We start from the raw sequence: 20,736 nt of genomic DNA on the forward strand, positions 1-20,736 counted from the left end.
CTCGTTTTGCTTGTTGAACTTCTTGAGAACTCATTGCGCGCGGCGGCGGGTCTTCATGTCGAGCCAGACCGCGAGAATGACGATGATGCCTGTCACCAGCGGCTGCCAGTTGGCGCTGACCGAGAGCAAATTCATGCCGTTCAGCACCAGCGTTAGGATCAGCGCGCCGATGAAAGTGCCGAACACGGTGCCGACGCCGCCGAACAGCGAGGTGCCGCCGATCAGCACGGCCGCAATCGCGGGCAGCGTCAGGCTCTCCCCGATGTCGGCCTCGGCCGAATTGAGCCGCGACAGGAAGATGATCGAGGCAAGCCCCGCCATCGTGCCTGAGACCGCGTAGACCAGCAGCAGGCGCCGCGCGACCGGGATGCCGGAGAGGCGGGCCGCGACCGGATTGGCGCCGATCGCATAGATCTCCTGGCCCCAGATCGTGCGCTGCGCGAACAGCGTTCCGATCCCGAGGAACACCAGCAGCAGATAGACCGGAATGGGCAGGCCGAACAGATAGCCGCTGCCGATCTGGCGAAAGCCGGCCGGGAAGCCGTGCAGCGTCTCGCCCGCCATGTACCAATAGGTGAGGCCGTTCAGCACCCAGAGCATGCCGTAGGTGGCGATGAAGGAGGGAATGCGAAGGGCCGTGACCATGATGCCGTTGAGGAGACCGACAAGGCCGCCGCAGGCAAGGCCGGTGAGGATGCCGAGCGCCGGCGAGCCGGTCGTGTGGATCACGGTGCCGGCGATGCAGGCCGACAGCGCGACATTGGCGCCGACGGAGAGATCGAGGCCTGCGGTGAGCACCACCAGCGTCAGGCCGGACGCGATGAAGAAGGTCAGGCTCGCCTGCCGGAGCACGTTGAGGATGTTGCCGAGGCTCAGGAAGGAATCGCTGAGCACGGCGAGCACCGCACAGATCAAGAGCGCAGCGAGCAGGCGGTAGAACACCTGGATCGCATCCTGCGACAGGAATGAGCGGGGCGGCATCATCGTCTCTTTGCTGATGTCGGTCATGCGCGGCTCCTGAGGCCATCGAGGAACAGGGCGACGATGACGAGGACGCCGACGCTTGCGACCTGCACCGAGGACGGCAGCGAGATCAGGTTCAGCCCGTTACGCAGTACGCCGACCGAGAGGACGCCGAGCAGGGTGCCGAGCAGCCAGCCATTGCCGCGCTCGAACGAGGTGCCGCCGACGGCGACCGCCGCGATGGCATCGAATTCGAGGCCGAGGCCTGCAGTCGGATGGCCGGAATTCATCCGCGCGGTCATCAGCAGGCCCGCAATGCCGGCCATGGCGCCGCCGATCGCGTAGACCGCGATCAGCAGCTTGTTCGGCGAGAGACCGGCATAGCGCAGTGCCTCGCGATTTCCCCCGAGCGCGAAGATGTAGGTGCCGAAGCGGGTGTGATAGAGCAGGCCGTGGAAGGCTGCGTAGGTCACCAGCGCCATCACGATCGGCACAGGAATTCCGAGCAGCGTCGCTGAGTAGATGTCGCGCACACTGTGGGGGATGCCGACCACGCTCTGGCCGTCGCTGACGATCAGCGACAGACCCTGCGCCATGCCGAGTGTGCCCAGCGTGGCGACGAAGGGTGGAATGCCCAGGATCGCAACCAGCCAGCCATTGGCGATGCCGAAGGCGACGCCGACGAGGAGCCCGGCGCCGAGGCCCAGCAACATCGAGTGGGTTGCGAGCGAGACGATGGCGACGCAGAGCGATGTCAACGTCAGCACCGCGCCCATCGACAGGTCCAGCCCCTCGGTCATGATGATCAAGGTCATCGGCAGCGCGAGCATCGTCAGGATGGTCGACTGCACCAGCACGTTGGAGAGGTTGGCGACCGACAGGAAGCCGGGCGCGATCGCGCTGAACAGCGTGATCAGCAACACCAGCACGATGGCAACGCCGGGAATGCGCTGCAATGGGTTAGGTTGCGAGACGACCGCGGCTTCACGCATGATGCATCCCCAGTCGCACGATGTTCTCCTCGGTCAGTTCGTTGCGTGTCAGGTGTCCGGCGATGCGGCCCTCGCGCATCACATAGGCGCGGTCGCAGACATGGCAGATCTCGACTTGTTCGGACGAGATCATCAGCGCCGCTGCGCCTTCGGCGACGAGGCGGTCGATCAGGGCAAAGATCTCGGACTTGGCGCCGATGTCGATGCCCCGCGTCGGCTCGTCGAAAATGAAGAGCTTCGAGCCGGCGGCGAGCCATTTGCCGATCACGACCTTCTGCTGATTGCCGCCCGAGAGCAGGCCGACGGTCTGTCGCGCGCTTGGCGTGGCGATGCGCAACTGCCGAATGAGGGCATCGGAGGTGCGCTGCGCGCCGCGCTGATCGAACAGGCCGCTCGGGAACAGCTTTCGCAGCGCCGAGACCACGAGGTTGTCGCTGACCGATCGCAACAAGGCGAGGCCCTCGCTCTTGCGGCTCTCCGGGATCAGCGCGATGCCGCGGCGGGCGGCGAGGTCAGGCTCGCCGGACATGGACTTGCCGTCGAAAATGATCTCGCCGGCGCTTGTGGGATCGGCGCCGAAAATGGCGCGCGCGACCTCGCTGCGGCCGGAGCCGACCAGGCCGCACAGACCGACGATCTCGCCGCGACGCACTTCGATATTGATGTCGGAGATTCCACTCGACGCGCTCAGGCCCTTGACCTCGAGCAGCAGCTCGCCGGGCTTGTCGGCAAAGTTGCGCGGATAGGTCATGTCGACGTTGCGGCCGACCATCATGCGGACGAGCTGGTCCGGTGTGACGTCGGCCGGTTTGACGCCGTCGATGCGGCGGCCATCGCGCAGCACGGTGATGCGGTCGCCGAGCGCGAACACCTCCGCCATGCGGTGCGAGATGTAGACGATCGAGACGCCGTCGGCCTTCAGCCGCGCGATCAGCGCGAACAGCAGCTCGGTTTCGCGGTCGGACAGCGCCGCAGTCGGTTCGTCCATCACGAGGATGCGGGCGTTCTGGCTGATCGCTTTCGCAATCTCGACCATCTGCTGTTGCGCGACACCGAGCTTGTCGACGGTGGTGGAGGGATCGATGTCGAAGCCGATCGTGCCGAGCACGCGCTTCGCGTCGGCCAGGATCCGGCGGCGGTCGATGGTGCCCGGGATGCGACCCGTCGGCTCGCGGCCGAGGAAGATGTTCTGGGCGATGTCGAGATAGGGGACCAGCGAGAATTCCTGGAAGATCACGGCAATGCCGAGCTTCTGCGCATCCGCGGTCGAGGAGATCGCAACCTTCTCGCCCTTGTAATGGAACTCGCCGGCGTCGGCGCGGTAGGCGCCGCAGAGCACCTTCATCAGGCTCGACTTGCCGGCGCCGTTCTCGCCCAACAGCATGTGGACTTCGCCGGGGTAGACGGCAAAGGACACGTCATCCAGCGCCTTGACGCCGGGAAACTCCTTGCTGATGCCGCGCAGCTCCAGCAGCGGCACGGGTGAGGTGACCTCGATCGGGAGCGCGTCGCTCATGCTTTGGCTCCGCTCGCAAAGATTTTTCCAGGGTTCATCAATCCGTTTGGGTCAAGCGCGGTCTTGATCGACCGCATCACGTCGACGGCCTCGCCGAGCTCATCGGCGAGATAGTCGATCTTGCCGAGGCCGATGCCGTGCTCGCCGGTGCAGGTGCCATCCATGGCGATGGCGCGGGCGACCATGCGGGCCTGGAGCGCCTTGGCGGCTTCGGCCTCTTCCGGCTTGGCAGGGTCGATCAGGATCAGCATGTGAAAGTTGCCGTCGCCAACATGGCCGACGATCGGTGCCGTAAAGCCGTGCTCGTCGGCATCGCGCCGCGTCTCGGTGAGGCATTCCGCCAGCCGCGAGATCGGCACGCAGACATCGGTGATCACGGCGCGCGCGCCGGGACGCAGGCCCAGGCCGGCATAGAGCGTGTTGTCGCGGGCGTGCCAGAGCTTGCTGCGGTCCTCGGGCGCCTTCGCCCAGGCAAAGCCATGGCCGCCATGATCGGCGGCGATCGCCTGCGCGGCCTCGGCCTGTTCCGCGACGGAGCTTTCGGAGCCGTGGAATTCGAAGAACAGGGTGGGCGCCTCGCGATAGCCGAGTTTTGCGTAGGCATTGATGCCGCGCATCATGACGTCGTCGAGCAGCTCGATGCGCGCCACGGGGATCGCGGACTGGATCACGGAGATCGCGGTGTCGACGGCATCGTGCAGGGTGTCGAAGCTGCAAACCGCCGCCGAGATTGCCTGCGGCACGGGATGCACCTTCAGCGTGATCTCGGTGATGATTCCAAGCGTACCTTCCGCGCCGACGAACATGCGTGTGAGGTCGTAGCCGGCAGCCGATTTGCGGGCGCGCCTGGCGGTGCGGATCACGCGACCGTCGGCCAGTACCACCTCGAGCGCCATGACATTGTCCTTCATGGTGCCGTAGCGTACCGCCATGGTGCCGGAAGCGCGCGTGGAGGTCATACCGCCGATCGAGGCGTCCGCGCCCGGATCGATCGGGAAGAAAAGTCCGGTATTGCGCAGCTCCGCATTGAGCTGCTTGCGGGTGAGGCCGGGCTGCACCACGACGTCCATGTCGCTATCGTGCACTGCCAGCACCTTGTTCATGCGCGCGAAGTCGAAGCAGACGCCGCCGGCGACCGCGGCGGCATTGCCTTCGAGCGAGGTGCCGGCGCCGAACGGAACGATCGGCATGCCTGCGCTTGCGCACAGCTTGACGATCTCGGCGACCTCCTGCGTGGTTTCCGGGAAGACGACGATGTCGGGCGGCAAGCTCCGATAATGCGATTCGCTCTGCCCGTGCTGGTCGAGCACGCCGCGCGCAACGCTCGCGCGCGGGCCGATCATGCCGTTGAGGCGTTCGGCCAATATGCTTGTGCTGACCCGCGGTCCCATCCCTGGCTCCCGTTTGCTCCCTGTCGTCGGACTCTTGTCGGTCCGCCGCCGCCTGACCTTAGGCGGCCTTTGCGCTGCTCGCGACCTGCTTCAGGCCGAAATCGTAATTGAGGTGAAAATACTCGCTCTCCACCATGCGACCATCCGGCGCACGGCCGGCGGGATGGTGAGCGAATTCGCGGATCAGGCTGTCTTTGACGCCGAACACCACATCACTGTCGAGATATTTGTCGCCGGCGACGAACACATGCGTCACCAACTGCTCGAAGCCGGGCGCCGAGATCATGAAGTGCACATGGGCGGGACGCCAGGGATGGCGGCCCTGCACCTCCAGCATGTCGCCGACTGGGCCGTCATGCGGGATCGGGTATGCCGCAGGCTTGATCGACCAGAAATTGAAGCGGCCGTTCTGGTCGGTGTGGAAGCGCGCGCGCATCGCGAGATCACCGATCTTGTCGAGCTGCTGCACGTCGTAATAGCCGTCATCGTCGGAATGCCAGACATCGACGATCGCGCCCGCGATCGGCTGTCCATCGACGGCCGAGACCGAGCCGGTCACCAGCATCGGGTCGCCCTCCATCGGACCGGAGATGTCGTCGCCGTTCTCTTTCTCGGGGGACGCCTGAACGAAAAACGGGCCGAGCACGGTCGTCTCGGTCGCGCCTTCCGGCACCGGATGGTTGATGGCATCGACCAACATGGAGACGCCGAGCGTATCCGACAGCAGGATGAACTCCTGGCGCTTGTCGTCGCACATGTGGCCGGTCCGGGTCAGGAAGTCGATGGCGTATTCCCATTCCTTCTGGGTCGGGCGGATCTCGCGGACGAAAGCATGGAGATGGCGCACCAGCGCTTCGCTGACCTGCTTGATGCGCGGATCGGTGGCGCCTGCGATCCGCTCCAGCACCGCATCGGTAATCGTATTCTCGTTGAAGTTACGCATCTTAAGCCTCCGCGATCAGAGTTTGGGCTCGCCAAGCCCGGACAGCCGTTCCAGGTGCTTGACGGTCGCGATGAAGTCAGCCTCGCCGTCGCCCTGCGCGACCAGCGAGCCATAGGTCTCGCGCACTTGCGCGGCGAGCTGCAGCGGCACGCCGACGGCGTGGCCGGCGCCAAGGATGAGATCGAGGTCCTTGGCCATCTGCTTGCAGGAGAAGGTGGACTCGAAGTCGCGGCTGCGCAGCGGGGCTGTCTTGTACTTCACCATCGGCGAAGCCACCGCGCTCTCGTCGAGCACCTTCAGGATGTCCTGCCAGGCAATGCCGCCCTTGCGCGCCAGCGCCAGGCTCTCCGCCATCATCGCGGCCGACACCGCGATCATCAGGTTGACCGAGAGTTTTGCGTAACGCGCTTCCTCGGCGGGGCCGAGATAGGTCTGGGCGCGGGTGAAGGCGGCAAACAGCGGCTTTGCGTTTTCGAAGGCGTCCTGCGGCCCCGAGACGAAGCAGCTCAGAGCGCCGGTATGGACGATGCTGGCATTGCCGGAGACCGGCGAACGCAGATAGGCGATGCCGCGCGCTTGTGCTGCGGCCGCAACTTCGGTGGAGGCCTCGACGCTCACGGTGCTGGTTTCGATCAGGACAGTGCCGGGCGCCATCGCGGCGATGAGGCCGGCGGGACCGAGCAACGCGCCGCGCAAGGCGGCGTCATCGGGCAGGGACGTGATAACCGCGGCCTTGCCGCCCACAGCCTCGGCCGGCGAGGCGGCAATTGCAATGCCTTGTTCGCGCGCCTCGTCAATCCGTGCCGCGCTCTGGTCGAATGCGGTGACGGAATAACCGGCCCTGGCGACGAGCACCGACATCGGCAGGCCCATCTTGCCGATCCCGATGAAAGCAACATTCTTCGAAGCGTCTGTCATTGATCTTGTCCCTGGGGCGCCTAGGCGGCGCGTCCCTGTCGTTCGATGTCCTGCACAAGTCGCCGGCCGGATTGCGCCAGCAGCTCTTTCTTCGTCTCAAGCCCCTCGACCAGCAGCCGGCCGTTCCGTTTCTTCCAGGCGCCGCCGATCATGACAGCCTCGATATTGGCAAGGCTCGTCTGCATCACGACGGTGGCGACGGGATCGTGCACCGGGACGAGGTTGAGATCCGATGCGTTGATGACGACGAGGTCGGCGAGCTTGCCTGGCGTCAGTGAACCGATCTGGCTCTCGCGCCCGAGCATGCGGGCGCCTTCCGTCGTGATCCAGCGCAGCGCCTCGCGCACGGGGATCGTGGTCGTCGCGGGAATGGTGCCATTCGTATTGCGCGACTCCGCATTATCGAGTGCCCGTTGCATCGACAATGCTATGCGCGCGACGGAAAGGAGATCGCCCGCCAGTACGGATTCGAGATCAATGCCGATGGTCGGCCGAACGCCGCGCTTGAGCAGACGTCCCGTGATCGGAAAACCGTGGCCCTGGATCATCTCGTTCTCGGGCGTCACCGAGAACGACACGCCGAGATCGACCATCCGATCGAGCAGATCATCCGACAGATCGTTGCCGTGAACAATGTTGATGCCGGCGCCGACGAGCCCGGCATCGATCAGCTTCTCCCAGCCGCCGGGCGTCTTGGCCGGACCGCCGCCCTGATGCATCGATGCGATCAGCTTCAACTCCCGCGCCAGGCGGAAGTCGTGCATGGCAACGTCGAGCGTCGAATAATGCGGACCCAAGATCGCAAGCCCGAGCGTCACGAGCCCGTCGCGGTCGGCGAGGGGCCCTGCCAGCAGCCGCTCGACCTCGCGGCGGGGATGCGGGATCTCCGAGAAATGCGGCTCGCCTGGCTTCGGCTCGGGTTTGGGCGAGCCGTGGAAGAAGGCGGCGCGGATGCCGCTCTCGATCAGACCGCGTACGGCAGCGTCGGTGTGATCGGGCGTCGGATTGTTGTGGCACCAGTCGACCAGCGTGGTGGTGCCGCAATTGATCTGGTTCAACGCGCCGACGAGGGTCGCGATGTGGATGTCCTCGGGCCGGAACACAGTGGCGAGCCCGGCATGCATGCGGCGGAAATATTCCAGCAGCGTCCAGTTCGCGGCATAGCCACGCAGGCCCGTTTGCCAGGTGTGCATATGCGCGTTGATCAGGCCTGGGATGACGATGCGGCCTTGGCCGTCAATGATCTCGGTTTCCGCTGCGCCGCTGCCGAGATCGATCCATGGGCGCACGTCGGCGATGCGGCTGCCCTCGACCAGCACATCGCCGGTGCTGAAATCGCCGATCGCATCGTCCATGCTGACGATTGTCGCGGATTTGATCAGCGTGCGCCGCATCGCTTCAAGCCGCCGCTTTGATGGTAACAGGCGGCTCGCCGGCCCAGGCGCGCGCAATGAGGTCGCGGATGGCATTGCGTTCGAGCGGGCGCGGGTTCCAGTAGGCATTGGTGACGGCGAGATCGGCGGCCCTGTCGATGCCGCTTTCGGGCATGCCGACATCGCGCAGCGCTGTCTTCGCACCCAGCCGTTTGGCGAGGTCGAAAAGTCCCTGCGAGGCATCGGCAGCGCCAATCGCACGCGAGATTCGAGCCATCGCATCGGGTACCGCCGGCGCGTTGTAGGCCAGTGCATGCGGCAGCACGATGGTGTGGGTCTCGGCGTGCGGCAGATCGAACGTTCCGCCGAGTGTGTGGCAGAGCTTGTGATGCAGCGCCATGCCGACGGTGCCAAGGCAAACGCCGCACAGCCAGGCGCCGTAGAGCGCCTCGGTGCGGGCCTCGCGATCGTCGCTCTTGGCTGCGATGGCGGGCAGGGCGTGGGCCAGCGCCCGGATGCCTTCTTCCGCCATCAGCGATGTCACGGGATTGGTGTCGCGCGCATAAAGCGCCTCGACCGCATGCGCAATCGCGTTGATGCCCGAGGTCGCGGCCAGCGAAACAGGCAGCGTCAAAGTCAGATCGACGTCGTAGATCACGGTCTCCGGCAATATTGCCGCATCGCGCACCGTGGTCTTCAGGCCGTTCTCGGTCTGGCCGACGATCGGCGTCATCTCCGAGCCGGCATAGGTGGTGGGAATGCAGAGCTGGTTAATTCCGGTGCGCAAGGCGAGCGCCTTGCCGAGGCCTGTGGTCGAGCCGCCGCCGAGCGAGACGACGCAGTCGGCCTCGCACGCCTTCATCGCGGCAAGGGCGCGCTCGGTGACGTCGACCGGCGTATGCATGGTGGCGCCGGGAAAAATGCCGGCATAGAGCGTGCCGAGCGCAGCGCCAAGACTCTTGCCCTGCGCCTCTTGCTGCGGCGTGGTCAGCACCAGCGCGCGCTTGCCGCCCAGCCGCTCGACCTCGGCTCTGGCGGTATCAAGCGTTCCGCTGCCGAACACGACGCGGCAGGGCAGGTTTTCAAAGGTGAACGAACCGATCATGCGCCGGTCTCTTTGATGGGATAATCGACCTGGAAGCGCCCGATCCGCAAGTCGCCCAGCGCCTCGCGGACGCGCAAATGTTCGGGGTGGGTGGCATAGGCCGCCAGCGCAGCCTGATTGGTGAATTCGGAGAACAGGACCACGTCGCAGGCGTAGTCGACCTCGCTGACATCGACGCCGACCTCGATATGGGTGAGGCCGTCGATCCGGCCGCGCAGGCCCTCGAACAGGGTTTTGACCTTGACCCGGGCGGCGGAGCGCTCCTCGGCGGTCTCCCCGCGCAGCCGCCACATCACGATGTGCCTGATCGCGCCCGACATTTCCTGATTTCCTCGCCTGCCATTCTGCTTTGTTGGCCCCATTTTGCCTTGCAGAAATCGGAAATAAAGGCCAAAATTTGTAAGTCTCTTTTCCGATTTATGCAAAAATGGACCGGCTGCTCCAACTCGAAGTTTTCTCCAAGACCGCCGAGCTCGGCAGCCTGTCCAAGGCTGCCGAGCTCCTGCGGATGTCGAACGCGGCCGCCAGCCGTCATCTCAGCGCGTTGGAGGAGCGGCTCGCGGTCCGGCTGATCGAGCGCAACACGCGCCGGCAATGGCTGACCGAGGCGGGGCAGGAACTGCTGCAGCGTTGCAGCGTGCTTCTGAATGAATTGGCCGAAGCCGAGGACGCCGTCTCCGATCGCGCGCTGTCGCCGAAAGGCATGCTGCGCGTGACGAGTTCGCTGTCCTTCGCGATGATCTATCTCGCGCCGATGCTGCCGGCCTTCCGCGCGCTCTATCCCGATCTCAGCGTGCAGATCATCAGCGCCAACCGCTATCTGGACTTCATCGAAGCCGGCATCGACGTGGCGATCCGCACGCGCGAGCAGGAGCCGGATTCCAACATCATCGTCCGCCGCATCGGCCAGATGCATCGCGTGCTCGCGGCGGCTCCGTCCTATCTGGAGAAGCACGGGCACCCGGAGCACCCCGCCGATCTCGCCCGCCACAACATGCTGATCTACAATCTCGCCAACGATCCCTACTCGCTGCGGTTGAGCAACGATAACACGACGCAGACTGTCCGGATCGCACCGACGCTCGACAGCAATGACGGCCAGATCATCTGCGGCGCCGCACGCGCAGGGCTCGGCATTCTGATCCAGCCGCTTTACATCGTGCAAAATGATATCGCGGCCGGCCGGCTGGTGCCCGTGCTGACGGACTGGGAGCTGCCGCTGCTCACCATGAACATCGCCTATCAGAACCGGGTCCGGCTGCCGGCCAAGATCAGGGTCTTCTCCGACTTCCTCTTTGCTCACATCCGCGAGCATTCGGTGCCTGGGATCTGGATCGACGCGACGAAGTGAGCGACATTTGCGAACTCAGGCGGCATCACAGAAGGCGCATCCATTGAAAGCCAGGACATCCGGAACCGCATGGCGGCATGCCAATATCGGTCGCCTGCTCAACAACGCCGTGCGGCGCTTCGAGGGTCGTGTGCTCGAATTGATGACCGAGAAGGGCCATGACGAAACGCGGATCGCGCATGTCGGCCTCACCCGCAATCTCGATGTGGAGGGGACCAGACTCACCGAGCTCGCCCGCCGCGCGTCCATGAGCAAGCAGGCGATGGGCGAACTGGTCGATCAATGCACCGAGTTGGGTCTCGTCGATCGCATCGCCGATCCGACCGACCGGCGCGCGCGTATCGTCATGTTCACGCCGGCCGGGCGCAAATGGCTCGATGCGTTCCGCGATGCGGTCGACATCGCCGAGCAGGAGATGCGGGCCGAACTCGGCAAGACCACGATGGACGCGATCCTGAAGGGACTGGCGCTCTACGGCGCGACGTTCGACACGCTCGATGATCCGATTTAGTCAGGCTACTTGACGATATAGTCAGGCTACCTTACCATGCGGGATAATGCTGGTAGGGAGAAGCGTCTTGGAAACACGTCTGACGGCCTCGGTGCTCATCGTGGGCGGGGGCCCCTGCGGACTGATGCTGGCCAACGAGCTCGGCCGCCGCGGCGTGTCCGCGATCCTGGTCGACGAAAAGCCGGGCACGGCATTCAATCCGCAAGCCAATGCGACGCAGGCGCGCTCGATGGAGCACTATCGGCGGCTCGGTTTTGCCGACGAGATCCGGCGCGAAGGTCTGCCGGCCGATTATCCAACCGATGTCGCGTATTTTACGCGTTACACCGGCTACGAGCTGGCTCGGTTTCAACTGCCGTCTTCGTCACGCGCGGGCGAACTGATCAAGGGCATGTCGGGCTCCTGGAGCGCCGCCGAGCTGCCGCATCGGGTCTCGCAGAAATATGTCGAAGCGGTGCTGCGTCGCCACGCCGAACAACTCCCTGGCATCCATCTCAACTACGGCCACCGGCTGATCAGCTACGTCGAAAACGAGGGCGGCATCGTCGGCGAGATCGAACGTCTCGACGATGGCAGCCGCTTTCGGGTCCGCGCGGACTTCCTGGTCGGAGCGGACGGGCCGCGTTCGCAGGTCCGTCAGTCGCTCGGGATCGTCTACGGCGGGGAGACCGGGACGCAGCGTGATTTCATGGGTGGCCGCATGCTGGCCGTCTATCTCCGTTCGCCGGAGTTCTACGCGAGCATCCCGCACGCCAAGGCGTGGATGTACAATTGCTTCAACGGCGACCGCCGCGCTTTCATGGCATCGGTGAACGGCCGCGACGAATTCGCCTTTCATACGCAGATTCGGCCGGACGAAGACGAGGGCGCGATCACGATCAACGAAGCCAAGGCCGCGTTTCAGCGCGCTTGTGGCGCGCCGATCGAATGCGAGGTTCTGTCCTTCCTGACCTGGACCGCCGGTCATGCGCTGGTCGCGAACGGGATGCAGCGGGGCAGGGTGTTCCTCGGCGGCGACGCGGCACATCTGTTCACGCCGACCGGCGGGCTCGGCTACAACACGGCGATCGAGGATGCGGTCAATCTCGGCTGGAAGCTCGCAAGCGTCGTCAAGGGGGTAAGCCCCGCAGCGCTGCTCGAGAGCTACGAGGTCGAGCGGCGCCCGGTGGCGCTCCGTAACACCGACTATGCGCGGCGCTTTGCCGATTCTCTCGGTCTCTTCGCGCCGGCGCCGGAGATCGAGCACGCCACGGACGAGGGTAGCCAGGCGCGGCGGGCGGCCGGCGTCTATCTCGAACAGCACGCGCGAGCCGAATTCAACATTCCCGGTATCACTTTCGGCGGGCGCTACGACGGTTCGCCGATCATCGTCTCCGATGGCAGCGAGCCGCCGCCGGACGCCGCGAACGTCTACGTTCCCAGCGCTTGTCCGGGCGGTCGCGCACCGCATGCGTGGTTGGAAGACGGCGTGTCCCTCTACGATTTGTTCGGGTTCGAATGGACGCTGCTCCGGTTCGGCGAGACCGCGTCAGCTCACGCTGCGGTCACCGACGCCGTCCGCACGCTTGGGATCGACGTGAAGCTCGTCACGCTGCCGGAATCCCTGCGCGATCTCTACGGCGCGGACCTGGCCCTGATACGTCCCGACCAGATCGTGGCATGGCGGGGCAGCGCATCGCAGGCCGGTACGATCGGGCGCGTCCTTGCCCGCGCACTCGGGCACGGCGCGAGCGACGGCGCGCGGCTGGCAAGCTGATCGATTCCCGTCGCCGCATCCAAAATGCGGCAGCACGGCAATAACAACAAAACGACAATGACACCGGAGGAGGACGGCATGACCACAAGAGCATTCGAGGATTACGACGATCGTGCTGCTGCCGGCGGTGCCGGGCAGACCGCGAGCAGCCGCCGGCGTATTCTGATCGCCGGCACCATCGGTACCGCGATCGAATGGTACGATTTCTTCATCTACGGCCTGATCGCGCCGCTGGTATTCGACCAGCTGTTCTTTCCGAAGTTCGACCAGCTCACGGCGACGATTGCAGTGTTCGCGACGTTTTCCGTCGGATTCCTGGCGCGTCCGCTCGGCGGATTGGTGTTCGGTCATTTCGGCGATCGGTTCGGCCGCAAATCCGTCCTGCTGTGCACGCTGCTCATGATGGGACTTGCAACGATGTCGATCGGGTTGCTGCCGACCTACGCCAGCGCCGGTGCGGTCGCGACCGTCGCACTCGTCGTGCTGCGCTTCGTTCAGGGCTTTGCCCTCGGCGGCGAGTCGACCGCGGCAATGCTCATGGCCATCGAGACGGCGCCCGGTCACCGGCGTGGATTCTCGGCGGCCGTGATCCAGGCCGCGGGACCCGTCGGCGTCGTGCTCGCCTCGTTTGCGGCGCTCGCGATCTCGCGGCTGGCGGAAGCGGATCTGCTGTCATGGGGCTGGCGCGTTCCGTTCCTGATCAGCGCGGTGCTGGTCGCGCTCGGCGTCTATATGCGCCTGCGTATCGAGGAGAGCGCGACGTTCCGCGAGGCGGAGGAGACTGACGCAGTGCCGGCCGTCGAAGCGATCAAGGGACACTGGCGGCCGATCCTCATCGTGTTCTTCGCCGAGATGGCACAGACGTCCTATTTCTACCTGACCGCCATCTTCACCATCTCCTTCGCGACGCGCCAGCTCGGTGTCCAGAAGGATGTGATCACGCAGGCGGTGCTGTTCGCCAATCTCGTCGGCCTCGTTGCCATGCCGCTGATCGGTGCCTGGTCCGACCGGATCGGACGCAAACGCCTGTTCCTGGCCGGCGTTATGCTGGCGGCAGCCTCGATGTTCGCATTCTACGGCGTGGTCGCAAGCCGCGACCCGCTGCTGATAACGGGCGCCGTGATCCTCGCTGCGGGCGTGATTCATCCCCTGATGTTCGGCACTGAAGGAAGTTATTTCCCGGAGCTGTTTCCGACCCGCATCCGCTTCACCGGCGTGTCGATCGGCAAGCAGTTCGGGACGGTGTTCGGCGGCGGCATCGCGCCGCTTGTCGCCACCAGCCTGTTTGCGCAGACGGGCTCCACCTACGCGATCACCGGATACTACGTCGCGCTCGCACTCGCGGCGATGATCGCGCTCGGCTTCGCGCACGAAACCAACAAATCGCGGCTGCTCGGCTGAGCCCAGCACCGCCGCCAACATCAGGGAGGTTCTCATGGACGCCAGTCTTCTCATCAACGGCCAGGATCAGGCTGCTTCGACCGGCAAGGTGTTCGAGCGGCGCAATCCGCTGTCGCAAGAGGTCGCGAGCCGTGCCGCTGCCGCGACCATTTCGGACGCCGATGCCGCTGTGGCGGCGGCCTCCGCCGCGTTGCCCGCCTGGGCGGCACTCGGCCCGAACGCAAGGCGCGGCATGCTGCTGAAGGCCGCCGATGCGCTGGATGCCAAGCGCGACGCCTTCATCAAGATCATGATGGCCGAGATCGGCACGACGGAGGTCTGGTCGGCATTCAACGTCAAGCTTGCAGCCGGCATGCTGCGCGAGGCAGCTTCGCTGACCACGCAGATCGCAGGCGAGGTCATCCCGTCCGACAAGCCCGGATGCATTGCCATGTCCGTGCGCCAGCCGGCCGGCGTATGCCTCGGCATAGCGCCGTGGAACGCGCCGATCATTCTTGGCGTCCGGGCCGTGGCGACGCCGCTCGCCTGCGGCAACACGGTCGTGCTGAAGGCGTCGGAGATCTGCTCGGGAACGCACCGGCTTATCGGGGACGTGTTCAGGGACGCAGGCTTTCCGTCAGGCGTCGTGAACGTGCTGACCAATGCGCCCGCTGATGCGCCCGCCTTGGTCGAACGTCTCATCGCCAATCCGGCCGTGCGGCGGATCAACTTCACCGGCTCGACCCGCGTCGGCCGCGTCATCGCCGAGCTCGCCGGGCGCCACCTCAAGCCGGTGCTGCTCGAGCTCGGCGGCAAGGCGCCCCTGGTCGTGCTCGACGATGCCGACCTCGATGCCGCCGTCGCGGCCGTGGCGTTCGGCGCGTTCATCAATCAGGGCCAGGTCTGCATGTCGACCGAGCGGGTGATCGTCGACGAGGCGGTGGCCGCGTCCTTTGTCGAAAAGCTCGCGAAGAAGGCAAGCTCGCTTCCTGCCGGTGATCCGCGCTCCGGTCCGGTCGTCATCGGCTCGATGATCGACGAGGGGCCGGCCAGGCACGTGGTTGCACTCATCGACGATGCGATCGGCAAAGGGGCCGCCAAGCTCGCGGGCGGAGATCGTGCCGGCACTGTGGTGCCGGCAACCGTGCTCGACCATGTCGTGCCCGGCATGCGCATCTACACCGAAGAGAGCTTCGGTCCGGTCGTCTCTGTGATCCGCGCGCGCGGCGTAGATGACGCGGTACGGCTCGCCAACGACACCGAGTACGGCCTGTCGGCCGCCGTGTTCGGCCGCGACGTCGCACGCGCGCTGACGGTGGCGCAGCGCATCGAAAGCGGCATCTGTCATGTCAACGGCCCGACCGTGCATGACGAGGCGCAGATGCCGTTCGGCGGCGTCAAGGGCTCGGGCTACGGCCGCTTCGGCGGCCAGGCCGGGATCGCCGAGTTCACCGATCTGCGCTGGATCACCATCGAGACACAGCCTCAGCATTATCCGTTCTGATTGCGCCGAAACGCGAAGCACCCAAGGACATCTGCCTATGAACGCCAAAATCCTGACGGTTCGGGAAGCAACCCTCGGCGTGCTTCGCTCCTTCGGCGTCGATCGCGTGTTCGGCAATCCCGGTTCGACCGAGCTTGCCTTCCTGGGCGACTGGCCTGACGACATCGACTATGTCCTCGGCTTGCAGGAAGGCTGCGTCGTCGGCATGGCCGATGGCTATGCCCAGGCCACGGGGCGGCCGGCCTTCGTCAATTTGCACTCGGCAGCCGGGCTTGGGCATGCGCTCGGCAATCTCTTCACGGCGTTTCGCAACAAGACGCCGCTGGTCGTGACGGCGGGGCAGCAGGCGCGCAGCCTGCTGCGGATGCGGCCTTATCTTTTTGCCGAGGACGCAGAGCAGTTTCCGAAGCCCTATGTGAAATGGAGTGCGGAACCCGCGCGTGCCGAGGATGTCCCTGCGGCCATTGCGCAGGCTTTCCTGACCGCCATGCAGCATCCGCGCGGCCCGACATTCGTGTCCGTGCCGTCGGATGACTGGGCGCAGCCGGCAGTCGCTCCCCCGGTTCGCCACATCGCGACGGAATTTGCGCCCGACCCGGCGGCGATCGTGCGGATCGGCGCGGCCATCGCAGCGGCCAGGAGGCCTGCCTTCGTTGTCGGTCCCGAAATCGATCGCAACGGCTGTGTTGACGCGATGGTCGCGGTCGCCGAGCAGGCGAGGGCGGTGGTGTGGGCAAGCCCGATGTCGAGCCGCGCGAGCTTTCCGGAATTGCATCCGCAGTTTGCAGGCTTTCTTCCGGCGGCACCGGCAGGGCTCGCCCGTGCCTTGCGCGGCTTCGATCTGATCATCGTGGTCGGCGCGCCGGTATTCACTTTCCACGTCGAGGGACAATGCGAATTGCTCGATGATGGAACCCCCGTCTGGCAGATCACGGATGATCCGACCGAAGCCGCGTCCGCGGCCGTTGGTGACACCATCATCAGCACGCTCCCCAAGGCGCTCGTCGCGCTTCAGTCGGTGCTGCCCGACATCGCGGAGCGTGAGGTGCCGGCCGCGCGGGCGCGCCCGGCCGCTCCTGCCGCGCACGATCCAATTCCTCCGGCGTATGCGCTGAGCCGGTTGTCGGCGCTGATGCCGCGCGATGCGATCGTGGTCGAGGAGGCGCCGTCCCATCGCCCCGCCATACAGCAATTCCTGCCGCGGCCGGGTGCGGACAGTTTCTATACGATGGCGAGCGGCGGGCTTGGTTACAGCCTGCCGGCCTCGGTCGGAGTGGCGCTGGCGCGACCCGGCCGCCGCATCGTCGCCCTGATCGGCGACGGGTCGGCGATGTACTGCGTCCAGGCGATCTGGACCGCGGTGCAACGCCGGTTGCCGATCACCTTCGTGATCATGAACAATTCAGGCTATGGCGCGATGCGCGCTTTCAGCCGGCTCATGCAGGCGCATCGCCCACCCGGAATCGATTTGCCCGGGCTCGACTTCGTCGCGCTTGCCAAGGGAATGGGTTGTCCGGGCGGGCGTGTGACCGCGGCCGATGATCTCGACCGTAGGCTGAGCGAAGCCCTGGCGTCACCGGGGCCCGCGCTGATCGATCTTGCGGTCGACGACGCCACGACGGACCTTTTCAGCCATCCCCGGTAATTCACTGCGGCCGCAGTTGCGCTGCCGGGCCTGCCGCCTGGTCCGGCTCGCGAACGGGGACGAGCGTTGCGCCGCACTGCACAGTTTTGCTACAGGCCGGCACGATTTGCGGCAATTTCCGCTGCAACAACGCGCTTGACATAATATCCGATCTCAACGACCGTATTGAACAAGCGTAGGGCAGAACGGCCCATCAACGCGATGAGTTCAATCATTTCCAACGCCACGCGCTTCTCGCGTGTTCGGTTGGCGGCGAGGACGCCCTCGGCTTTGCAGCCGGTGGGCGTTTTTTGTTTTGGGATCGAGTGATGGCGCGGAAGCAGTATCGGATCGGCGTGATGTTCTCGACGACGGGCTCCTACAGCGTCGTCGCGCGCTCGATCCTCAATGGTGCGCTGCTCGCGTTTCAGGAAGTCAATGCGAGCAGCCCCGACGTCGAGCTCGAGCCGGTCGTGGTCAATCCGTCCGGCGACCTCGAGCGCTATCGTTCGCTCAGTCTCGAGCTGCTCGGCTCCGGCATCCGCCAGGTGGTCGGCTGCTACACCTCGTCGAGCCGCAAGGAGGTGATCCCGTGCTTCGAAAAGTTCGACGGGCTTTTATGGTACCCCTCGCACTACGAAGGTTTTGAGAGCTCCGACAACGTCATCTATACCGGCGCTGCGCCGAACCAGCACGTGTTGCCGCTGGTCGATTATCTGGCGTCCCGTGTCGGCTCGCGCGCCTTTTGCATCGGCTCCAATTACATCTGGGCCTGGGAGAACAACCGCATCTTCCGCGAGGCGCTGATTGCGCGCGGCGGCAGCGTGCTCGCCGAGCGCTATCTCCCGGTCGGCGATACCGAGGTCGACCAGGTCATCGCGGCGATCATCGACCAGCGGCCGGACTTCGTCTTCAACAATCTGATCGGCACCAGCGCATACGCCTTCTTCCGCGCGTTCCGCGCTGCCTGCCGGGCGCGCGGCATCGATCAGGCCGCGGAAATTCCGGTTGCGAGCTGCACGCTGTCGGAACCGGAATTGCCGGAGATCGGCTCCGACGCCGTCGACGGGCATCTGTCGTCGAGCGTCTACTTCTCGTCGCTGACTTCGCCGGAGAATGCCGCCTTCATCGACGCCTATTCGCGATCCTTTCCTGACGGACCAGTCTCGTCGGCCGATGCAGAGTCTTCCTACATCGCGGTCAAGCTGCTTGCGGCGGCGTTGTCGCAGGCCGGGACCGACGATGCGCGCAAAGTGCGCGCCGCCGTGGCGGATCAGCGGCTGCGCGCGCCGCAAGGAGAGGTCCGGATCGACCGGCAGACGTTTCATGCCTGGCTCACGCCACGGATCGGCCGCTCTTCCGCCAACGGGCAGTTCGAAGTGTTGCTGGAATCCCGCGAGCCGATCGCGCCGGATCCCTATCTCGTCCAGTCGTCGCCGCGCTTTGCCAGCGCAATGCGCTCTCCGCTGTTGAAAGTGGTGCAATCATGAGCTCTCGACTGCTTCAGAACTTCAAGGGCGGCCGCGCCATCGTCGTCACCAAGCGAGGCGGATGGGAGAGCACGCTCGAAACGACGCTCGCCAAGCTCGGCGTCTCCACCGAATATCCGGAGATCATCGACGGCCGGGCGCAGATCGACGTCGCGAGCCTCCAGGCCGACCGCGACATCCTTTTCATCGATGGCGATCTCGAAGGCGCTATCGCGATCGAGCTCAACCCGGCCTCGCACCTGCCGCCGGTGCCGGTGATCGGTCTCGTCGGCGTCGAGGCGCCGAGCCGGCTGAAGGCGCTCGTCAATCTCGGTGCGACCTCGTTCCTGCGCAAGCCGGTGCATGGCGGCGCGGTCTACACGTCTCTCTTCATGGGCATCAATCAGTTCCTGCTGCGCGCCGAGATGAGCGAGCGCTTGCAGGACCTCGAGGAGCGCCGTCGCGGCCGTCGCGCGGTGATCCGGGCCGTCATCCTGTTGATGCAGCAGGGCGGCCTCGACGAGGAAGGTGCCTATTCCCAGCTCCGTCGCGAAAGCATGCGCGCGCGGCAGAACATGGAACTCTACTGCGAGGAGTTTCTGAGCAAGCGGGCGAAGCCGCCCGATACGTCCGGCCGCACGACCGGCATCACGCTGCAAGGCGGCAACAAGCAAGCCATCTAGGAGAAGCAAAATGAGTAAGTCTGTATTGCGGGGGCTGCGTGCCGCAGCCCTCACGGGGACGCTTGTCCTCGGATCATCTCTGGCACTGGCGGCGGAAAACCCGATCAAGATGGGCGTGCTGGAGGATCAGTCCGGCGATTTCGCCGCCGCCACGATCGGCAAGGTCCACGCCATCCAGCTCGCCGCCGAGGAGATCAACAAAGCCGGCGGCATTATGGGCCGGCCGCTGGAGCTCGTCCCTTACGACACGCAGTCCGACAACACCCGCTACCAGGAGTTCATGCGCCGCGTGCTCCAGCGCGACAAGGTCGACGTGGTGTTCGCGGGCTTCTCTTCGGCCTCGCGCGAGGCCTACCGTCCGATCGTCGACCAGTTCAACGGCTTTGCCTTCTATAACAACCAGTACGAAGGCGGCGTCTGCGACGGCCACATGATCGTGACGGGCGCAGTGCCGGAGCAGCAGTTCTCCACGCTCATTCCCTACATGATGGAGAAGTACGGCAAGAACGTCTACACGCTCGCCGCCGACTACAATTTCGGCCAGATCTCGGCGGAGTGGGTGCGCAAGATCGTCAAGGAGAACGGCGGCAAGATGGCCGGCGAGGAGTTCATCCCGCTCGGCGTATCGCAGTTCTCGCAGAGCATCCAGAACATCCAGAAGGCCAAGCCGGACTTCGTGGTCACGCTGCTGGTCGGCACCGCGCAGGCTTCCTATTACGAGCAGGCGGCGTCCGCCAACGTCAACCTGCCGATGGCTTCCTCCGTCAATGTCGGCCAGGGCTACGAGCACAAGCGCTTCAAGCCGCCGAGCCTGAAGGACATGTACGTCACCACCAACTACATCGAGGAGATCGACTCGCCGAAGAGCAAGGAATTCTACGCCAAGTTCAAGGCGAAGTTCCCGAGCGAGCCCTATGTGAACCAGGAGGCGGAAAACTCCTATCTCGCCGTCTATCTCTACAAGCAGATGGTGGAGCGGGCGAAGTCGACCAAACGCGAGGACATCCGCAAGGTGATTGCGATGGGCGACGTCTGCATGGACGCGCCGGAGGGCAAGGTCTGCATCGACCCGAAGAGCCAGCACATGTCGCACACGATCTATCTCGCCAAGGTCGGCGCCGACCATTCGATCTCCTTCCCGAAGACCTGGGAGGACATCAAGCCGTACTGGCTGGGTGAAGCCGGCTGCGATCTCACCAAGAAAGATCCGATGGCGCAGTACACGCCGTCGAATCCTCCGCCGAAACCCTGACCCGG

19 protein-coding genes are annotated in these 20,736 nt (G+C 65.1%); 9 read left to right on the plus strand and 10 right to left on the minus strand.

Annotation, left to right across the window (positions count from 1 at the left end; all coding sequences use genetic code 11):
* Positions 1–30 precede the first annotated feature (30 nt).
* Genes AB7532_RS12670 through AB7532_RS12710 form a run of 9 tightly spaced genes read right to left on the minus strand, consistent with a single transcriptional unit; the run spans position 31 to position 9,521 of the window.
* The gene (locus tag AB7532_RS12670; protein ID WP_441235118.1) at positions 31–1,008 is read right to left on the minus strand and encodes an ABC transporter permease; all 978 of its coding nucleotides are present in this window, start codon (positions 1,006–1,008) and stop codon (positions 31–33) included.
* Positions 1,005–1,955 carry an ABC transporter permease gene (locus tag AB7532_RS12675; protein ID WP_441235119.1) on the minus strand — a complete coding sequence of 317 codons (951 nt, stop codon included), beginning with the start codon at positions 1,953–1,955 and terminating at the stop codon, positions 1,005–1,007. The genes AB7532_RS12670 and AB7532_RS12675 overlap by 4 nt, the downstream gene beginning before the upstream one ends.
* Entirely contained in the window at positions 1,948–3,471 is a 1,524-nt protein-coding gene (locus tag AB7532_RS12680) for a sugar ABC transporter ATP-binding protein (RefSeq protein WP_441235120.1), read from the minus strand. Before AB7532_RS12680 ends, AB7532_RS12675 begins: the two co-directional genes overlap by 8 nt.
* Positions 3,468–4,862 carry an FAD-linked oxidase C-terminal domain-containing protein gene (locus tag AB7532_RS12685; RefSeq protein WP_441235121.1) on the minus strand — a complete coding sequence of 465 codons (1,395 nt, stop codon included), beginning with the start codon at positions 4,860–4,862 and terminating at the stop codon, positions 3,468–3,470. Before AB7532_RS12685 ends, AB7532_RS12680 begins: the two co-directional genes overlap by 4 nt.
* A gap of 58 nt (positions 4,863–4,920) precedes the next feature.
* Entirely contained in the window at positions 4,921–5,805 is an 885-nt protein-coding gene (locus AB7532_RS12690) for an intradiol ring-cleavage dioxygenase (protein WP_441235122.1), read from the minus strand.
* A 15-nt stretch (positions 5,806–5,820) separates the two neighbouring features.
* On the minus strand, positions 5,821–6,723 hold the full coding sequence (locus AB7532_RS12695; RefSeq protein ID WP_441235123.1) for an NAD(P)-dependent oxidoreductase: 903 nt from the start codon (positions 6,721–6,723) through the stop codon (positions 5,821–5,823).
* A gap of 20 nt (positions 6,724–6,743) precedes the next feature.
* Positions 6,744–8,117, minus strand: a complete 1,374-nt coding sequence (locus AB7532_RS12700; protein ID WP_441235124.1) for an amidohydrolase family protein — start codon at positions 8,115–8,117, stop codon at positions 6,744–6,746.
* A 4-nt stretch (positions 8,118–8,121) separates the two neighbouring features.
* Positions 8,122–9,201: a maleylacetate reductase gene (locus AB7532_RS12705; protein WP_441235125.1), complete on the minus strand. Its 1,080-nt coding sequence runs from the start codon at positions 9,199–9,201 to the stop codon at positions 8,122–8,124.
* Positions 9,198–9,521, minus strand: a complete 324-nt coding sequence (locus AB7532_RS12710) for a Dabb family protein (protein ID WP_441235126.1) — start codon at positions 9,519–9,521, stop codon at positions 9,198–9,200. Before AB7532_RS12710 ends, AB7532_RS12705 begins: the two co-directional genes overlap by 4 nt.
* Positions 9,522–9,628: 107 nt before the next feature.
* Here AB7532_RS12710 and AB7532_RS12715 point away from each other — a divergent pair, with 107 nt between their 5' ends.
* The 6 genes from AB7532_RS12715 to mdlC all read left to right on the plus strand — a co-directional run bounded on the left by AB7532_RS12715 (position 9,629) and on the right by mdlC (position 17,348).
* Positions 9,629–10,552, plus strand: a complete 924-nt coding sequence (locus AB7532_RS12715) for a LysR substrate-binding domain-containing protein (RefSeq protein ID WP_441235127.1) — start codon at positions 9,629–9,631, stop codon at positions 10,550–10,552.
* Between the two features lie 43 nt (positions 10,553–10,595).
* Positions 10,596–11,063, plus strand: coding sequence for a MarR family winged helix-turn-helix transcriptional regulator (locus AB7532_RS12720; RefSeq protein ID WP_441235128.1), 468 nt, complete (start codon positions 10,596–10,598; stop codon positions 11,061–11,063).
* Between the two features lie 46 nt (positions 11,064–11,109).
* Complete coding sequence (locus tag AB7532_RS12725) at positions 11,110–12,819, plus strand: FAD-dependent oxidoreductase (protein WP_441235129.1); 1,710 nt, start codon at positions 11,110–11,112, stop codon at positions 12,817–12,819.
* 78 nt (positions 12,820–12,897) lie between these two features.
* A complete protein-coding gene (locus AB7532_RS12730; RefSeq protein ID WP_441235130.1) occupies positions 12,898–14,220 on the plus strand; it encodes an MFS transporter in 1,323 nt (440 codons plus the stop codon).
* A 34-nt stretch (positions 14,221–14,254) separates the two neighbouring features.
* A complete protein-coding gene (locus tag AB7532_RS12735; RefSeq protein ID WP_441235131.1) occupies positions 14,255–15,703 on the plus strand; it encodes an aldehyde dehydrogenase in 1,449 nt (482 codons plus the stop codon).
* Positions 15,704–15,740: 37 nt separating this feature from the next.
* The gene (gene mdlC, locus AB7532_RS12740; protein ID WP_441235132.1) at positions 15,741–17,348 is read left to right on the plus strand and encodes a benzoylformate decarboxylase; all 1,608 of its coding nucleotides are present in this window, start codon (positions 15,741–15,743) and stop codon (positions 17,346–17,348) included.
* A gap of 89 nt (positions 17,349–17,437) precedes the next feature.
* Here the strand turns inward: mdlC and AB7532_RS12745 are convergent, their stop codons facing one another.
* Positions 17,438–17,563 (minus strand): hypothetical protein, encoded by a 126-nt coding sequence (locus AB7532_RS12745; RefSeq protein ID WP_441235133.1) that lies wholly within the window; start codon positions 17,561–17,563, stop codon positions 17,438–17,440.
* Positions 17,564–17,656: 93 nt separating this feature from the next.
* On the opposite strand from AB7532_RS12745, the gene AB7532_RS12750 reads away from it, so the two are divergent.
* Genes AB7532_RS12750 through AB7532_RS12760 form a run of 3 tightly spaced genes read left to right on the plus strand, consistent with a single transcriptional unit; the run spans position 17,657 to position 20,731 of the window.
* On the plus strand, positions 17,657–18,817 hold the full coding sequence (locus tag AB7532_RS12750) for a transporter substrate-binding domain-containing protein (protein ID WP_441235134.1): 1,161 nt from the start codon (positions 17,657–17,659) through the stop codon (positions 18,815–18,817).
* Positions 18,814–19,479: an ANTAR domain-containing response regulator gene (locus AB7532_RS12755; protein ID WP_441235135.1), complete on the plus strand. Its 666-nt coding sequence runs from the start codon at positions 18,814–18,816 to the stop codon at positions 19,477–19,479. The genes AB7532_RS12750 and AB7532_RS12755 overlap by 4 nt, the downstream gene beginning before the upstream one ends.
* Before the next feature lie 10 nt (positions 19,480–19,489).
* Positions 19,490–20,731, plus strand: coding sequence for an urea ABC transporter substrate-binding protein (locus tag AB7532_RS12760; RefSeq protein WP_441235136.1), 1,242 nt, complete (start codon positions 19,490–19,492; stop codon positions 20,729–20,731).
* The last annotated feature ends 5 nt before the right edge of the window (positions 20,732–20,736 follow it).

The organism is Bradyrhizobium sp. 930_D9_N1_4 (assembly GCF_052076015.1).
Lineage (GTDB): Bacteria > Pseudomonadota > Alphaproteobacteria > Rhizobiales > Xanthobacteraceae > Bradyrhizobium.

Excerpts from the sequence above, each read along its gene's own strand:
- AB7532_RS12670 (WP_441235118.1), bottom strand. The coding sequence starts at position 1,008 with ATGACCGACATCAGCAAAGAGACGATGATGCCGCCCCGCTCATTCCTG.
- AB7532_RS12675 (WP_441235119.1), bottom strand. The coding sequence starts at position 1,955 with ATGCGTGAAGCCGCGGTCGTCTCGCAACCTAACCCATTGCAGCGCATT.
- AB7532_RS12680 (WP_441235120.1), bottom strand. The coding sequence starts at position 3,471 with ATGAGCGACGCGCTCCCGATCGAGGTCACCTCACCCGTGCCGCTGCTG.
- AB7532_RS12685 (WP_441235121.1), bottom strand. The coding sequence starts at position 4,862 with ATGGGACCGCGGGTCAGCACAAGCATATTGGCCGAACGCCTCAACGGC.
- AB7532_RS12690 (WP_441235122.1), bottom strand. The coding sequence starts at position 5,805 with ATGCGTAACTTCAACGAGAATACGATTACCGATGCGGTGCTGGAGCGG.
- AB7532_RS12695 (WP_441235123.1), bottom strand. The coding sequence starts at position 6,723 with ATGACAGACGCTTCGAAGAATGTTGCTTTCATCGGGATCGGCAAGATG.
- AB7532_RS12700 (WP_441235124.1), bottom strand. The coding sequence starts at position 8,117 with ATGCGGCGCACGCTGATCAAATCCGCGACAATCGTCAGCATGGACGAT.
- AB7532_RS12705 (WP_441235125.1), bottom strand. The coding sequence starts at position 9,201 with ATGATCGGTTCGTTCACCTTTGAAAACCTGCCCTGCCGCGTCGTGTTC.
- AB7532_RS12710 (WP_441235126.1), bottom strand. The coding sequence starts at position 9,521 with ATGTCGGGCGCGATCAGGCACATCGTGATGTGGCGGCTGCGCGGGGAG.
- AB7532_RS12715 (WP_441235127.1), top strand. The coding sequence starts at position 9,629 with ATGGACCGGCTGCTCCAACTCGAAGTTTTCTCCAAGACCGCCGAGCTC.
- AB7532_RS12725 (WP_441235129.1), top strand. The coding sequence starts at position 11,110 with ATGCTGGTAGGGAGAAGCGTCTTGGAAACACGTCTGACGGCCTCGGTG.
- AB7532_RS12730 (WP_441235130.1), top strand. The coding sequence starts at position 12,898 with ATGACCACAAGAGCATTCGAGGATTACGACGATCGTGCTGCTGCCGGC.
- AB7532_RS12735 (WP_441235131.1), top strand. The coding sequence starts at position 14,255 with ATGGACGCCAGTCTTCTCATCAACGGCCAGGATCAGGCTGCTTCGACC.
- mdlC (WP_441235132.1), top strand. The coding sequence starts at position 15,741 with ATGAACGCCAAAATCCTGACGGTTCGGGAAGCAACCCTCGGCGTGCTT.
- AB7532_RS12745 (WP_441235133.1), bottom strand. The coding sequence starts at position 17,563 with ATGATTGAACTCATCGCGTTGATGGGCCGTTCTGCCCTACGCTTGTTC.
- AB7532_RS12750 (WP_441235134.1), top strand. The coding sequence starts at position 17,657 with ATGGCGCGGAAGCAGTATCGGATCGGCGTGATGTTCTCGACGACGGGC.
- AB7532_RS12755 (WP_441235135.1), top strand. The coding sequence starts at position 18,814 with ATGAGCTCTCGACTGCTTCAGAACTTCAAGGGCGGCCGCGCCATCGTC.
- AB7532_RS12760 (WP_441235136.1), top strand. The coding sequence starts at position 19,490 with ATGAGTAAGTCTGTATTGCGGGGGCTGCGTGCCGCAGCCCTCACGGGG.